Annotated in this window: 13 protein-coding genes; 6 read left to right on the top strand and 7 right to left on the bottom strand. The window is 72.8% G+C overall.

Annotated elements, in window-relative coordinates; all coding sequences use genetic code 11:
* The first annotated feature begins 154 nt into the window (after positions 1–154).
* On the top strand, positions 155–1,444 hold the full coding sequence (locus ACJ6WD_RS16415) for a citrate synthase (protein ID WP_016570280.1): 1,290 nt from the start codon (positions 155–157) through the stop codon (positions 1,442–1,444).
* Between the two features lie 707 nt (positions 1,445–2,151).
* Here the strand turns inward: ACJ6WD_RS16415 and ACJ6WD_RS16410 are convergent.
* Complete coding sequence (locus ACJ6WD_RS16410) at positions 2,152–2,439, bottom strand: heavy-metal-associated domain-containing protein (protein ID WP_016570279.1); 288 nt, start codon at positions 2,437–2,439, stop codon at positions 2,152–2,154.
* Positions 2,440–2,640: 201 nt separating this feature from the next.
* Here ACJ6WD_RS16410 and ACJ6WD_RS16405 point away from each other — a divergent pair, with 201 nt between their 5' ends.
* Both ACJ6WD_RS16405 and ACJ6WD_RS16400 read left to right on the top strand, forming a co-directional pair.
* Entirely contained in the window at positions 2,641–3,147 is a 507-nt protein-coding gene (locus ACJ6WD_RS16405; protein ID WP_407616026.1) for a DedA family protein, read from the top strand.
* Positions 3,144–3,695, top strand: a complete 552-nt coding sequence (locus tag ACJ6WD_RS16400) for a GNAT family N-acetyltransferase (protein ID WP_233657658.1) — start codon at positions 3,144–3,146, stop codon at positions 3,693–3,695. The genes ACJ6WD_RS16405 and ACJ6WD_RS16400 overlap by 4 nt, the downstream gene beginning before the upstream one ends.
* Before the next feature lie 89 nt (positions 3,696–3,784).
* Here the strand turns inward: ACJ6WD_RS16400 and ACJ6WD_RS16395 are convergent, their stop codons facing one another.
* A complete protein-coding gene (locus ACJ6WD_RS16395; protein WP_331247080.1) occupies positions 3,785–4,825 on the bottom strand; it encodes a Gfo/Idh/MocA family oxidoreductase in 1,041 nt (346 codons plus the stop codon).
* A gap of 401 nt (positions 4,826–5,226) precedes the next feature.
* Here ACJ6WD_RS16395 and ACJ6WD_RS16390 point away from each other — a divergent pair, with 401 nt between their 5' ends.
* On the top strand, positions 5,227–6,333 hold the full coding sequence (locus ACJ6WD_RS16390; RefSeq protein WP_407616025.1) for a LacI family DNA-binding transcriptional regulator: 1,107 nt from the start codon (positions 5,227–5,229) through the stop codon (positions 6,331–6,333).
* 101 nt (positions 6,334–6,434) lie between these two features.
* Here the strand turns inward: ACJ6WD_RS16390 and ACJ6WD_RS16385 are convergent, their stop codons facing one another.
* The 5 genes from ACJ6WD_RS16385 to ACJ6WD_RS16365 all read right to left on the bottom strand — a co-directional run bounded on the left by ACJ6WD_RS16385 (position 6,435) and on the right by ACJ6WD_RS16365 (position 11,170).
* Positions 6,435–6,629, bottom strand: a complete 195-nt coding sequence (locus ACJ6WD_RS16385; RefSeq protein WP_016574064.1) for an AlpA family transcriptional regulator — start codon at positions 6,627–6,629, stop codon at positions 6,435–6,437.
* 257 nt (positions 6,630–6,886) lie between these two features.
* On the bottom strand, positions 6,887–7,099 hold the full coding sequence (locus tag ACJ6WD_RS16380) for a peptidoglycan-binding protein (protein WP_407616024.1): 213 nt from the start codon (positions 7,097–7,099) through the stop codon (positions 6,887–6,889).
* A gap of 215 nt (positions 7,100–7,314) precedes the next feature.
* A complete protein-coding gene (locus tag ACJ6WD_RS16375) occupies positions 7,315–8,784 on the bottom strand; it encodes a sugar porter family MFS transporter (RefSeq protein ID WP_331247077.1) in 1,470 nt (489 codons plus the stop codon).
* A 218-nt stretch (positions 8,785–9,002) separates the two neighbouring features.
* The gene (locus ACJ6WD_RS16370) at positions 9,003–10,004 is read right to left on the bottom strand and encodes a Gfo/Idh/MocA family oxidoreductase (protein ID WP_331247118.1); all 1,002 of its coding nucleotides are present in this window, start codon (positions 10,002–10,004) and stop codon (positions 9,003–9,005) included.
* A 245-nt stretch (positions 10,005–10,249) separates the two neighbouring features.
* Positions 10,250–11,170, bottom strand: a complete 921-nt coding sequence (locus tag ACJ6WD_RS16365) for a sugar phosphate isomerase/epimerase (protein ID WP_233657664.1) — start codon at positions 11,168–11,170, stop codon at positions 10,250–10,252.
* 377 nt (positions 11,171–11,547) lie between these two features.
* On the opposite strand from ACJ6WD_RS16365, the gene iolC reads away from it, so the two are divergent.
* The gene (iolC, locus tag ACJ6WD_RS16360) at positions 11,548–12,540 is read left to right on the top strand and encodes a 5-dehydro-2-deoxygluconokinase (RefSeq protein ID WP_407616023.1); all 993 of its coding nucleotides are present in this window, start codon (positions 11,548–11,550) and stop codon (positions 12,538–12,540) included.
* Between the two features lie 65 nt (positions 12,541–12,605).
* Entirely contained in the window at positions 12,606–13,493 is an 888-nt protein-coding gene (locus ACJ6WD_RS16355) for a hypothetical protein (RefSeq protein ID WP_016576677.1), read from the top strand.
* Positions 13,494–13,534 lie beyond the last annotated feature (41 nt).

Genomic DNA, 13,534 nt, shown 5'->3' with positions numbered 1-13,534 from the left:
GGCGAACGGGAGCAGGATGGACCCCGTACGCGGCACTGAGTGCCGCGATGAGGCCCTATGGCCGACCCCGAGTGCACATCCAAGGTCCAAATGGGGGAAGGTATAGGCAGTCAGGGCACCTCGAAGAAGAGGCACAACGTCGGTGAGGGATGACGTGAGCGACAACTCTGTAGTACTGCGTTACGGGGACGGCGAATACAGCTACCCGATCGTCGACAGCTCGGTCGGCGACAAGGGCTTCGACATCTCGAAGCTGCGCGCCCAGACCGGTCTGGTGACCCTGGATTCCGGTTACGGCAACACCGCGGCGTACCAGTCCGCGGTCACCTATCTCGACGGCGAGAAGGGCATCCTTCGTTATCGCGGTTACCCGATCGAGCAGCTCGCGGAGCGCAGCACGTTCGTGGAGACCGCCTACCTCCTCATCAACGGTGAGCTGCCCACCGTCGATGAGCTGGCGGCCTTCAAGCAGGACATCACGTACCACACCCTGCTGCACGAGGACGTCAAGCGCTTCTACGACGGCTTCCCCCGGGACGCCCACCCGATGGCCATGCTGTCCTCCGTGGTCAGCGCGCTGTCGACGTTCTACCAGGACAGCCACAACCCGTTCGACGAGCGGCAGCGGCACATCTCCACGATCCGCCTGCTGGCCAAGCTTCCGACGATCGCGGCCTACGCCTACAAGAAGTCGGTCGGCCACCCGGTCGTCTACCCGAGCAACGACCTCGGCTACGTCGAGAACTTCCTGCGGATGACCTTCTCGGTCCCCGCCGCCGAGTACGACCTGGACCCGGTCGTGGTCAGCGCGCTCGACAAGCTGCTCATCCTGCACGCGGACCACGAGCAGAACTGTTCGACCTCCACCGTGCGCCTGGTCGGCTCCTCGCAGGCGAACCTCTTCGCCTCGATCTCGGCCGGCATCAACGCCCTCTGGGGCCCGCTGCACGGCGGCGCCAACCAGTCGGTGCTGGAGATGCTGGAAGGCATCCGGGACGCCGGCGGCGACGTCGACACCTTCATCCGCAAGGTGAAGAACAAGGAAGACGGCGTGAAGCTCATGGGCTTCGGGCACCGCGTCTACAAGAACTTCGACCCCCGGGCGAAGATCATCAAGGCGGCGGCGCACGACGTCCTCTCGGCGCTCGGCAAGAGCGACGAGCTCCTCGACATCGCCCTGAAGTTGGAAGAGCACGCGCTGGCCGACGACTACTTCGTCGAGCGCAAGCTCTACCCGAACGTCGACTTCTACACCGGCCTGATCTACCGGGCGATGGGCTTCCCGACCGAGATGTTCACCGTGCTCTTCGCGCTCGGCCGGCTGCCCGGCTGGATCGCCCAGTGGCACGAGATGATCACCGAGCCCGGTTCCCGCATCGGCCGTCCGCGGCAGGTCTACACCGGCGTCGTCGAGCGCGACTTCGTGCCCGTCCAGGAGCGCTGAACCCGGCCCCGGCGTAACGGCTGGGCCGACACCAGCCGTTGCACACCGGTGATCGATAATCGCGCAAATGCGTTTCCGTGCCCTCGCGGGCCGTGCCGGCCGCGCGCCGGCGCCGCGGTGCGCGGGAAAGAGAAAGCGCCCCGCCTCCGGATCCCCCCACGGGTCCAGAGTGCGGGGCGCTTCCCGTGTCCCGGTGCGGATTCCCCCCACGGGATCCGTCCGGGCGTTCCGGGTTGCACCGCGCTCTGCCGGGACGCGCACATTCGGGAGGGCCGCTCAAAGCTCCCCGGGCGCGTCGCCCCGGCCAACGCGGAGCCGAACACGGTCCCCCAAAGACCCTGCACGGCTGTCGCAGTGCAAGCCCCGCCGGGGTGCCTGCACTGCCCGGTTAGACTCGCGTCCCCCCTCAATGGTTACGTTCCGATGAGTGTGATCTGGGTCTCATGCCATATAGGGGCGAATCTGGTCAAGGGCTTCCTTTTGTAGATCGCTGCCCCGACGTATGGGTGTTGTGCGAGTTGTAAGGGCCATGTGAATTCTTGTGACCAACCTCTGAGGTTGTGACCGTTCGTCGCTGATCGTCCCGGTCTGCGGCGATTACCGTCAGTGCCCGATTGCGGGCGGTCCCACTGCGTGCGCACGAGGCGCAGGGCGCCCCGCCGGCAGAGCGGGGCGCCCTGCGCCTCGTGCGTGTGCGTGTGTCGGCGTCAGGCGAGACCGACGAGCTCGTAGCCCGCCTCGTCAACCGCCTCGCGGACCGCGGCCTCGTCCAGCGGCGCCTTCGAGGTGACGGTCACCAGGCCGGTCGCCGCGACCGCCTGCACCGCGCTCACGCCGGCGATCTCGCCGATCTCGGACGACACCGCGCCCTCGCAGTGGCCGCAGGTCATGCCGGTGACCTTGTAGGTGGTGGTCACCGCGCCGACCTCGACGGCGGTGCCGCCGCCGGTGTGGCAGGAGCCTTCGGGGGTGCAGCAGGAGCCGTTCTCAGCCATGGGTTTCTCCTCGTGGTGCCGTGTGTGCCGACATGCGCCGGTACGGGCGATGTGGCCGTTGCGCCCAGTGTGGTGCCCAAGTGGCGCGTGGGAGCGCGGTGGCGGCCGGTGTCGTCCTCCCGACTTTCGCCACTGTATACCCCCTAGGGGTATCGAGCCAACCCCGGGACGCCCCGGACCGCACGCGTTGCCACGTCCCTGATGTACCTGGCCGCGCGGCGCTTCGGCCGTCCCGTCCGGGCCTGGATGCTGCGCCGCCCGAGCCGCCGGGCGGCACTCGCGTGGACGTCCCGGCGGATCCGGCGCCACGGCGTGCCCTTCGTGATCGCCGTGCGGTTCCTGCCCGGCGGGCGGATCGCCGGGGCCCTGGCCTCCGGGGTGCTGCACTACCCGCTGCGCAAGTACCTGATCGGCGCCGGTCTCGCCGAGTCCCTGTGGGCCACCTACTCCGTCGGTCTCGGCTACCTCGGCAGGGCCGCCGCCGGAAACCCCTTCTGCGCCGCGGCCATCGGCATCGGCGTCTCCGTCCTCGTGGCCGCCGCCGGGACCGCCGTCCAGTGGGTCGTCCACCGCCGCGCACTGCGCGCCCGGGCCGCGCGACGGGCCCCGGCACCCCTCCCCGCGCGGGCCGCGAGGAGGGCGGTGACCAGGCGTCGTCGATCACCGCGGTATGACTGTCAGTGGTCGTCCGTAACGTTGGGGGCATGACGACGGAACGGGAAACCGCAGCACGCGAAGCCGCGCCCGCGGTGCGGATCGCGCCCTGGACGGCAGCCGACCGCGCGCTGCTGGAGCAGGCCAACACCCCCGAGATGACGCGCCACTTGGGCGGACCCGAGACCGCGGAGCAGCTCGACCGCCGCCACCTGAGATACCTCGGCGGCGAGGGCCCGGGCCGGATGTACCGCATCCTGCTGCCGCGGGGCGAGGCCGTCGGCACCGTCGGCTTCTGGGAGGCGCAGTGGCGGGACGCGCCCGTCTACGAGGCGGGCTGGTGCGTGCTCTCCGCGTTCCAGGGGCGCGGCATCGCGGCGAGCGCGGTGCGGCAGGTCCTCGCGGCCGCCGCCGCGGAGGGCCGCCACCGCACCGTCCACGCCTTCCCCGCCGTGGCCAACGCCGCGTCCAACGCGGTGTGCCGCAAAGCCGGCTTCACCCTCCTGGGGCCGTGCGAGATCACGTACCCCAAGGACCATCTGCTACGGGCCAACGAGTGGCGGGCGACGCTGCCGGGAGCGACGACCGGTGGCCGGGGCTAGCCCCGGCCACCGGCGCGGCGCCCGCCCGCCGCTGACGGCGCACCTCACGGACCCGACCGGCGACCGCCCCGTCGGGACCCGGGCGCCGGTCATGCGCCGGGCGTCGCACCGTCGGCCCCGGCCCCGCCCGCCCGCACGTCCGCCACGGCCACCGGCCGGCCGGTCCGGCGCGAGCGGTCGCACGCCTCCGCCACGTACAGCGCCTCCAACGCCTCGGCGGGGGTGCACGGGCTGGGCATGCGGCCCGCGGCCACCTCGGCGAAGACCTCCAGTTCGGTCACGTACGCGTCGTGGAACCGCTCCATGAACGTGGCGTACGGGGCCTCCGCCCGGCGCCAGGACAGTTCGGTCTCGGCGGACGGCATCGGCGCCCGGTCGTCCAGGCCGACGAAGCGGGCCCCGGCGGAGCCGCAGACCTCCAACCGGACGTCGTGGCCCGCGCCGTTGTAGCGGGTCGCGGTGACCGTGGCCAGGGTGTCGTCGTCGAAGCGCAGCAGCGCGGCGCAGGTGTCGACGTCGTCGCCGGCGGCGAAGAAGTCCGCGCCGCGGTTGGCCCCCTGGGCGTAGACGGAGACGACCTCGCGACCGGTCAGCCAGCGCATGACGTCGAAGTCGTGGATGCTGCAGTCCCGGAACAGCCCGCCGGAGGTGGGGATGAAGGCGGCCGGCGGCGGCGACTGGTCGCTGGTGCAGGCCCGCAGGGTGTGCAGCCAGCCCAGCTCGCCGGAGCGCAGCGCCGCCCGCGCCGCCCGGTACCCGGCGTCGAACCGCCGCTGGAAACCGATCTGCACGGGCACCCGGCCGGCCTCGGCGCGTGCCACGACGGCGCGGGTGCCCGGTACGTCCAGTGCCACCGGCTTCTCGCAGAAGACCGGCACGCCGGCGTCCAGGGCCTGATGGAGCAAGGTCGCGTGCGCGCTGGTCGCGGCGGTGATCACCACCCCGTCCAGGCCGTCCGCGTACATCGCCGCGATGTCGTCGGCGGCCCGTACGCCCAGGTCGCCGGCGAGCGCGGCGGCCCGCACCGGGTCCGCGTCGGCGACCACGAGGTCGGTGACGCCGGGGACGTTCTGCAAGGTCGCGGCGTGGAACGCGCCAATGCGCCCGGTACCGATGAGACCGATCTTCACGGGGGTCCTTTCTGGGGCGGGAGGTGCTGGGGAGGGAGAGGGGGAGAGGAGGGGCGGGGGAGGGGCTCAGGGGGAGGCAAGGGGAGCCGGGCCGTGTCGGGGGCGAGGGCGGGGCGGTGGTCGCCGGTGTGGCCTTGGCGGGGCGGGCGGGCATGCGGGGCGTTGGAACGGTCCAAACGTGGCGTCCTCGGCACCCTGCATGTGCGTATGTCCGGATGTCAACCCCTGCGTGGTGGGTCAACTCCCGTGCTGTGGAAGGAGTGGAGCCCGGTGTACACGGGGTGGGGCGGCGGCGCCCCGCCGGCCGGGGCGGTGTCGCCCGTTGGCGCCGCCGGTGAACGCACGGGAGGTGTACACCCGTGCATTGACGTTGACCTGCGCCGATGGAAGGATTTCCCCTCATGGAACGGTCCAACGAGCGGCCCGCTATCTCGCCGGGCGAGCCCCCCAAGCCGCCTCCCGGTGCCGACCGGCCCCCGACGATCCGCGGTGTCGCCGCACGCGCCGGTGTCTCCAAATCGTTGGTCTCGCTCGTCCTCCAGGGCTCGCCCCGGGTCAGCGACGCCAAGCGGCAGGCCGTCCTGGCGGCCATCGACGAGTTGGGGTACCGGCCCAACGCCGCCGCCCGCAGCCTCGTTGCGCGCCGCACCGACACCGTCGGCGTGCTGCTGGACGACATGCGCAACCCGTGGTTCGCGGACGTCCTCGACGGCCTCAACTCCCTGCTGCACGCGCACGGCCTGCGGATGGTGATGGCCGACGGCCGCCTGGACCGGCGCACCGGCCGGGAGTTCGCCCGCACCTTCCAGGAACTCCGCGTCGACGGCCTGGTGGCGGTCGGCACGCTTCCGGACACCGCGGGGCTCGCCGAGGTCGCCGAGCGGCTGCCGACCGTCATCGCCGGCGACCACGGGCCCCGGCTTCCGCGGGCCGACACCGTCGCCAACGACGACGAGTACGGCGCCCGCCTCGCCACCGAGCACCTCATCGGCCTCGGGCACCGGCGGATCGCCCACCTCGCCGGCCGGGGGCCGGTCGGCGCGTTGCGTCGGCGCGGTTTCGAGGCCGCGATGGGTGCGCACGGACTGGCCGCGCACGCCGTGGTGGAGGGCGGCGACGGCACGGAGGAGGGCGGCTACCGCGCCGCGGTGCGGCTGCTCGGCCCGGCCCGGGGCGTCCGCCGCCCCACCGCGATCCTCGCGTTCAACGACCTCGCCGCCGTCGGCGCGCTGTCCGCCGCCGGCGAGTTGGGGCTCGACGTGCCGGCCGACCTGTCGCTCGTCGGCTACGACAACACCTCCCTCGCCCGCATCCGCCACCTCTGGCTGGATTCGGTCGACAACGCCAGCCACGAGGTCGGCCGTCGCGCCGCCCGCTGCCTGCTGGACCGGATGGCGCACCCCGACGCGCCCGCCGACCACCAGCGCGTCACACCGTCGTTGGAGGTCCGGGGCTCCACGGCACCGCCGCGCAAGGACGCGGGGGAGGGGGCGGGCGGGGCGTCGTGACCGAGCGGGGTGCGGGGGCCGGCCCGTTGGGTGGGGGATCGCCGCTCGCCCAACGGGGCCGCTGCTGGCCACGGTTCACGGGAAGGTGCCCTCGGGGGCCGTCACTGCCGTCCGCGTTGGCCCGGGCGCCGTGCCACCCAGGCTCTGACGGTGTCCGCGTACCAGTACGGTTTGCCGCACTCCACCAGATCCGGCTCCGGCAGCAGTCCGTGCTTGCGGTAGGAGCGCACGGTGTCCGGCTGCACCTGGATGTGGGCGGCGATTTCCTTGTACGACCAGAGCCTTCGGTCGGTCATCTCTGCGCACCTCCTCGGTGCCGCGCGCAGGGTCGGCCCGGCGAGCCGGCGGGGGCCTGCGTGCGGCGGGGTGATCACTCACCCTGTGCCCGGACAACGACGGTGAGTGACCGTCGGCGAGGGGCTGTTGAAGGGCTGTGACGGAAGGCCCGCGTAACGGTGACAGCCGTGACAGGGGAGGGACGGCCGTGACGCCGGCGGGACGATGCGCACGTCGGCCGCGCGGCCGACGTGCGATCCGCCGATCGTGGGCCCCGTCAGCGGGTGGCGACGTGCTGGGGCGCGGGGTCACGCAACAGGGCCCGCCAGGTCTTCTTGTCGACCTTGCCGTCGGCGGTCAGGTGGTGCCTGGTCTGGAACCCCTCGACCGCGGTCCGGGTCTTGGCGCCGAAGGAGCCGGTCACGTCCTGACGGCTGTCCGCGCCCGCGCCCGCGCCCGTGCCTGTGCGATGGGCTTTCACGTGTTCCATTGCTTCCCCCCGTTGGGCGCGTTGGATGTGAGCGCACCTCTTGGCGCGACGGGGGCGACGCGCGGTTCCGGGCGGCTCGGCGATTGGCCTGAAGTGTCCGAGGAACCGGCGGTTCCGATCGGTTCTTCCAGAAGTGGTCGTGGTCGTGGTCGTGGTCGTGGCGGTGGTCGGGTCCGTCGTTGCGGTCGGTCGGGCGTCCCGGGGCGCGTCCGGGGTCAGGCCGCGTCCGCGGTGGATCCGTTCGCGGTCCTGCGGAGTTCCTGCTCCAGGTCCTCCAGCGCCAGCCCCTTGGTTTCCGGCGCGTACCGCTTGCAGAAGACCAGCGAGACCACGCACATCGCGCTGAACAGCCAGAACGTGACGGCGGAGCCGACCGCGTCGAGCAGCAGCGGGAAGGCCAGGGCGATCCCGAAGTTGACCAGCCACATCACGAACACCGCCGCTCCCATGGCCAGCCCGCGCACCTTCAGCGGGAACATCTCGGCGAGCAGCAGCCACACGCCGGTGTTGAGGGTCGCCTGCATGAAGCCCATGTACAGGACCATCAGGCCGAGGACGAGGAAGCTGACGGCGGTGGAGTGCGGCAGGTGGAACGCGGCGCCCAGCAGCGCCAGCGACACCGTCATCCCGGAGAGCCCCCACAGGAGCATGGGGCGGCGGCCCACCCGGTCGATCAGGGACATGCCGATCGCGGTGGCGATGACGGAGACGGCGCCGATCGCGAGGGTGGCGGTGATCGCCGCGTTGGTTCCCAGCCCGGTCGTCGCCAGGATCTTGGGGGCGAAGTAGATGACCGCGTTGACCCCGGTGATCTGCTGGACGACCGCCAGCCCGATGCCGATCAGCAACAGGCGCCGCACCCAGGGGCGTTGCAGTTCGCGCCAGCCGCCGCGGCGGGCGTCGGCCTCCAGGTGGTGGGCCCGCTCGATGCGGGTGAGCTCCTCCGGGACGTCCTCGGCGGCCAGCGTGCGGCGCAGCACCGCGCCGGCCTCGTCCCGCCGCCCCCGGCTGACGTACCAGCGCGGCGTGTCGGGCAGGAAGAGGACGCCGAGGAGCAGCGCCACCGCGGGCAGCGCGGCCAGTCCCAGCATCCAGCGCCACGCCTCCCAATGGGCCAGCACGGCGTTGACGAGGTACGCCAGCAGCTGACCGCTGACGATCATCAGGGAGTTGAACGAGACCAGCCGGCCGCGGACGTGCGGGGGCGCGATCTCGGAGAGGTAGAGCGGGGTGATGACGGAGGCGCTGCCGACGGCGAGGCCCAGCACGAAGCGCGCGAGGGTCATGAACGGCACGGTGGGCGCCAGGGCGACCGCCACCGCCCCGCCGGTGAACACCGCGCCCGCCCACAGCAGCGAGTTGCGCCGCCCCAGCGCGTCGGCCATCCGTCCACCGGCCAGCGAGCCGAAGGCGGCGCCGATCAGGAGTGCGCTGGTGATGACGCCTTCGCCGAGGGAGGTGAGGCCGAAGTGCTCCTCCATGAAGGGGAGCGCGCCGGAGACCACCCCGGTGTCGTAGCCGAAGAGCGCACCGCCGAGCGCCGCGATGGCGGCGATGGCGACGATGAAGCGTCGGGCGGCGCGGGAGGGCGTCCCCGGTGGGGGAGGCGACGGGACGGGCGGCTCGGGGGAACTGCCCCCAACCGCCGGCCCGTGGGGCGGGCGGGGACCGTGCGCGGTACGCATGGTGCGGCCTTTCGGTGGGGTGACTGCTCGGGTGGGCGGCCCGGGTGGACGGCCCGGGGGCTCGGTGTCCAGGCGAGTCGATAAGTCGACTGTGGTGGCGCAGGCCGCCGGTGGAGGGGGCCGCCACCGGGAGGGCCCCCGCGGGGAGGGGCCCCATGGGGAGGGGCCCTCCCGCGAGGGGCCACCCGCCGGGGCGGCCCCTCGTCCGGTGGGGCCCGTCAGCGGTAGAGGTCCGGGCGCTCGATCAGTTCGACCGGGACGCGTTCGCCGCTGGCCTGGGCCAGGACGCCCGCCTCGCACACCACGGCTGCGGCGTAGCCGTCCCAGCAGCTCGGGCCCTCGACCTCGCCGCGCCGGGTGGCGTCCACCCAGTGCTGCACCTGCCGGTCGTACGCGTCCTCGAAGCGCTCCACGAAGCCGGGCGGGACGGTGCCGCCCCACTGGCCGGCGGCGTTGACGAAGACCCCGTGGTCGTCGCCGATCCGGGCGGTGCCGCCCTCGCAGACCGCCTCGCAGCTGACCTGGTAGCCGAAGCCGCAGTTGACGAAGAGTTCGGTGTCGACGACCTGACCGGCCGCGGTCTCGAAGAGGATCAGCTGCGGGTCGCTGAGTCCCTCCGGCGCGTTGCCGGTCGGGGCCGGGCGCAGGACCCGCACCGCGGTGATCTCCTCGTCGAGCAGCCAGCGCGTCACGTCGATCTCGTGCACCACCGAGTCGTTGATCATCATCGCGTTGGTGAAGCCGGGCGGCGTGTCGGCGTTGCGGTGCTTGTTGTGCAGCATCAGGGGACGGCCGTAAGTCCCCTTCGCCAGGAGGGACTTCAGGGTGCGGTAGCCGGCGTCGTAGCGGCGCATGAACCCCACCTGGACGCGGCGGTGGCCCAGTTCCTGCTCGGCCTCCAGGACCCGCAGCGCGGAGGCCGCGTCCGGGGTCAGCGGCTTCTCGCACAGCACCGGCAGGTCGCGGGCGAAGGCGTCCAGCAGCGCCGCCTCGTGCGCCGGCCCCGGCGACGCGATCAGGACGGCGTCCACCCCGGGGTCGTCCATGGCGGCGGCCGGATCCGTGTAGGCGGTGGCCCCGTCGATGTCCTTGGCCAACCGCTCCGCCCGGTCGGCGTCGAGGTCGGCCACGGCCGCCACCCTGGCCCCACTGATCACGTCGTGGAGGCGCCGCACGTGGTCGGCGCCCATGCGTCCGGTCCCGATGACCGCGACGCCCAACGTGCCCGGGAGGCCCGCGGTCCCGTGCGCTCCCCGTGTCGCCGCTGCTCCCGGCGTCCGCCCCACCGTGCTCCTCCCGTCCGCCGTGCCCGTCTCGCGCGTCTCGCCCATGCCGTCCCTCGTCTCGCCGATGTCGTCCCTCACGCCGTTCCTCTCGCACCTCGTCGTCCCCGGTGCGCGCGCCGTTCCTGCGCGCGCACCCCGTTCGCCCACGGGCCGCGGTCGGCCGCACTGCCGAGGATCGCTCACGCCCCGCAGGACCGCAGGAAGCGGCGCGTCCGCTGGGCGATCGGGAACGGCCGGTCGGGCGGGCACGGGTACATGTCCTGCTCGACGATGGCGAAGAGGTCGACGTCCAACTCCTGGGCGGCCTCCAGGACGGGCGGCAGCGCCGGGACGCCCAGCGGCGGCTCGCACATCACGCCCTGCTGGACGGCCGGGCCGAACGGGGTGCCCTTGGCGACGACGTCGCCGAGGACGTCCGGGTCCACCTGCTTGAGGTGGAGGTAGCCGATCCGTTCGCCGTAGGTGCGGATGAGCTTGACGCTGTCGCCGCCGCAGTAGGCGTAGTGGCCGGTGTCCAGGCAGAGGTTGACCAGGTCGGAGTCGGTGACGTCGAGGAAGCGCGCGACGTGCTCCTCGGTGTCGATGTGGGTGTCGGCGTGCGGGTGGACGACGATGTCCAGCCCGAACTCGTCGCGGACCCGCTTGCCGAGGCGCTCCATGCCGGTGGTCAGGTGTTTCCACTGCTCGACGGTCAGCTCGGGCGGTTCGATGATCTCGGCGGTCTTGTCGTCCCGCCAGAAGGACGGGATGACGACGAGGTGCCCGGCGCCCATCGCCCGGGTGAGGGTGGCGACTTCACGGACGTGGGTCCAGGTCTCGTCCCATACGGGCGGGCCGTGGTGCAGTGAGGTGAAGACGGTGCCGGCCGAGACCTTCAGGCCGCGCCGGTCGGTCTCCGCGCGCAGTGCCGCGGGGTCGGTGGGCAGGTAGCCGTACGGGCCGAGTTCGATCCATTCGTAGCCGGCTTCGGCGACCTCGTCCAAGAAGCGCTGCCAGGGGACTTGCTGCGCGTCGTCGGGGAACCAGACGCCCCAGGAGTCGGGGGCGGAACCGATGCGGAGGCGGTCCAGGACGGGCGAGGCGGCACGGGGTGCGGACATGCTGCGGCTCTCCTCTCGCCGGTCGACGGTGACCGGGAGGCGCTGGGGTCGGTTGTGGGGCACAGCCTCTCTGCCGTCCTGGGGAGTGTCAAGACTTCGTCCTGACATAAGGACTTAAGGACTTGGAGGGGCGGGAGGGGTGGCGGGCGTGCCGGATGAGTGCGGGGCTCGATGGCCGAGGGGAGACGGTTGACGTCTTAATGTAAGGACAAAGTGTTGACAGGGTTTGTGGCGGGCGGTTAGACCTTTGTTCGGAGCGGGAGCCGGCGGGGAGAGCCGGCTCCGACCGACCGATCCGCCGTCGGCCGCCCCGCGCTCTCGGCTCCGCTGGAGCAGGGGCCGGCACCGTCGCACCGGGTGACCCGAAGGGGCCTGCAATGACCGAGCCGTACGACCTGATCACCATGGGGCGCATCGGGGTGGACATCTACCCGTTGCAGACGGGGGTGCCGCTCGCCCAGGTGGAGACCTTCGGGAAGTTCCTCGGCGGCTCGGCCACCAACGTGGCGGTGGCCGCCGCCCGGCTGGGCCGCCGCACCGCCGTCATCAGCCGCACCGGACGGGACCCGTTCGGGGACTACCTCCACCAGGCGCTGCGCGACTTCGGCGTCGACGACCGTTGGGTGACCCCGGTGGCGGGCCTCCCCACGCCGGTCACGTTCTGCGAGATCTTCCCGCCGGACGACTTCCCGCTGTACTTCTACCGCCGCCCCAAGGCTCCGGACCTCGCCATCCACCCCGAGGAACTGGACCTGGCGGCCGTCGCCGCGGCCCGGATCTTCTGGATCACCGGCACCGGACTGTGCGAGGAGCCGAGCCGCGCCGCCACCATGGCCGCGCTGGAGGCGCGGGACCGTAGGGGCACCACCGTCTTCGACCTGGACTGGCGGCCGATGTTCTGGGGCGGCGAGGGCGGCGCCTCAGGGGCCGGCGGGGCCACCGGCGCGGCCGCGAGGGCCGCCGCTCGGCCGTACTACGAGGCGGCGTTGCGGCACGCCACGGTCGCGGTCGGCAACGTCGACGAGGCGGAGGTCGCCACCGGCCTGCGGGACCCGAAGGCGTGCGCCGAGGCGCTGCTCGACCAGGGCGTGGAACTGGCCGTCATCAAGCAGGGACCCAAGGGGGTGCTCGCCGTCCATCGGGACGGGCGCTCGGCCGAGGTGCCGCCCACCCCGGTCGAGGTGGTCAACGGGCTCGGCGCCGGGGACGCGTTCGGCGGCTCGCTGTGCCACGGGCTGCTGGCCGGGTGGGAGTTGGAGCCGATGATGCGCCACGCCAACGCCGCCGGGGCGATCGTCGCCTCCCGCCTCGCCTGCTCGTCCGCGATGCCGACGGCCGCGGAGGTCGAGGAGTTCCTCGCGGCACGGTGAGCGGGTCCGCCTCCCGCCTCGCCCGCCCCGCCCCCATTCGCGTCCTCAAGAAGGTGAGTTGAGCCTTGTCCCCACGGATCAGTGACCTCCCCGCGCTACGGGCCCGGCACCCCGGAGCCGTCGCGGAGGCCGCCGCCCGCCGCACCCGTCGCCCGCTGCTCGGCGACAGCGGCCGGCTGATGATCGTCGCCGCCGACCACCCGGCCCGGGGCGCGCTCGCCGTCGGCGACCGCCGCATGGCCATGGCCAACCGCCTGGACCTGCTCGAACGGCTGGTGCTGGCACTGTCCCGGCCCGGCGTCGACGGGGTGCTGGCCACCGCCGACATCCTGGAGGACCTGCTGCTGCTCGGCGCCCTCGAAGGCAAGGTCGTCATGGGCTCCATGAACCGCGGCGGGATCGCCGGCGCCGCCTTCGAGATGGACGACCGGTTCACCGGCCACCGCCCCCAGGACATCGCCCGGCTCCGCTTCGACGCCGGCAAGCTGCTGCTGCGGATCGACTACGACGACCCCGGTTCGCTGGCCACCCTGGAGGCCACCGCGCGCGCCATCGACGCGATGGCGGAACGGGAACTGCCCACCTTCGTCGAACCGTTCCTCTCCCGGCGGGTGGACGGCACGGTCCGCAACGACCTCAGCCCCGACGCGGTCACCCGCTCCGTCGCCATCGCCTCCGGCCTCGGCGGCACCTCCGCCTACACCTGGCTGAAGCTCCCGGTCACCGACGACCCCGACGCGATGGCCCGGGTCTGCGAGACCTCCACCCTGCCCGTCGTCCTCCTCGGCGGCGACGTCGGCGGGACGGTGCGGGAACAGGAGGCCGCCTACGAGAAGTGGCGCAAGGCGCTCCGGCTGCCGACCGTGCACGGCCTGGTCGTCGGCCGTTCGCTGCTCTACCCGCCGGACGGCGACGTGGCGGGCGCGGTCGACACGGCGGTGGGGCTGCTCTAGGTCCGGGCGACGCCGCCGCGGCGGGCGGCCCGCGCAGGGCG

Source organism: Streptomyces sp. VTCC 41912 (assembly GCF_045799175.1).
GTDB classification, from domain to species: Bacteria; Actinomycetota; Actinomycetes; order Streptomycetales; family Streptomycetaceae; genus Streptomyces; species Streptomyces albulus_C.
Note: the sequence above shows the minus strand (reverse complement) of the source record. Positions and strands in the feature narration are given on the sequence as shown.

Excerpts from the sequence above, each read along its gene's own strand:
- ACJ6WD_RS16380 (WP_407616024.1), bottom strand. The coding sequence starts at position 7,099 with ATGGAACACGTGAAAGCCCATCGCACAGGCACGGGCGCGGGCGCGGGC.
- ACJ6WD_RS16375 (WP_331247077.1), bottom strand. The coding sequence starts at position 8,784 with ATGCGTACCGCGCACGGTCCCCGCCCGCCCCACGGGCCGGCGGTTGGG.
- ACJ6WD_RS16400 (WP_233657658.1), top strand. The coding sequence starts at position 3,144 with ATGACGACGGAACGGGAAACCGCAGCACGCGAAGCCGCGCCCGCGGTG.
- ACJ6WD_RS16410 (WP_016570279.1), bottom strand. The coding sequence starts at position 2,439 with ATGGCTGAGAACGGCTCCTGCTGCACCCCCGAAGGCTCCTGCCACACC.
- ACJ6WD_RS16405 (WP_407616026.1), top strand. The coding sequence starts at position 2,641 with ATGTACCTGGCCGCGCGGCGCTTCGGCCGTCCCGTCCGGGCCTGGATG.
- ACJ6WD_RS16385 (WP_016574064.1), bottom strand. The coding sequence starts at position 6,629 with ATGACCGACCGAAGGCTCTGGTCGTACAAGGAAATCGCCGCCCACATC.
- ACJ6WD_RS16390 (WP_407616025.1), top strand. The coding sequence starts at position 5,227 with ATGGAACGGTCCAACGAGCGGCCCGCTATCTCGCCGGGCGAGCCCCCC.
- iolC (WP_407616023.1), top strand. The coding sequence starts at position 11,548 with ATGACCGAGCCGTACGACCTGATCACCATGGGGCGCATCGGGGTGGAC.
- ACJ6WD_RS16365 (WP_233657664.1), bottom strand. The coding sequence starts at position 11,170 with ATGTCCGCACCCCGTGCCGCCTCGCCCGTCCTGGACCGCCTCCGCATC.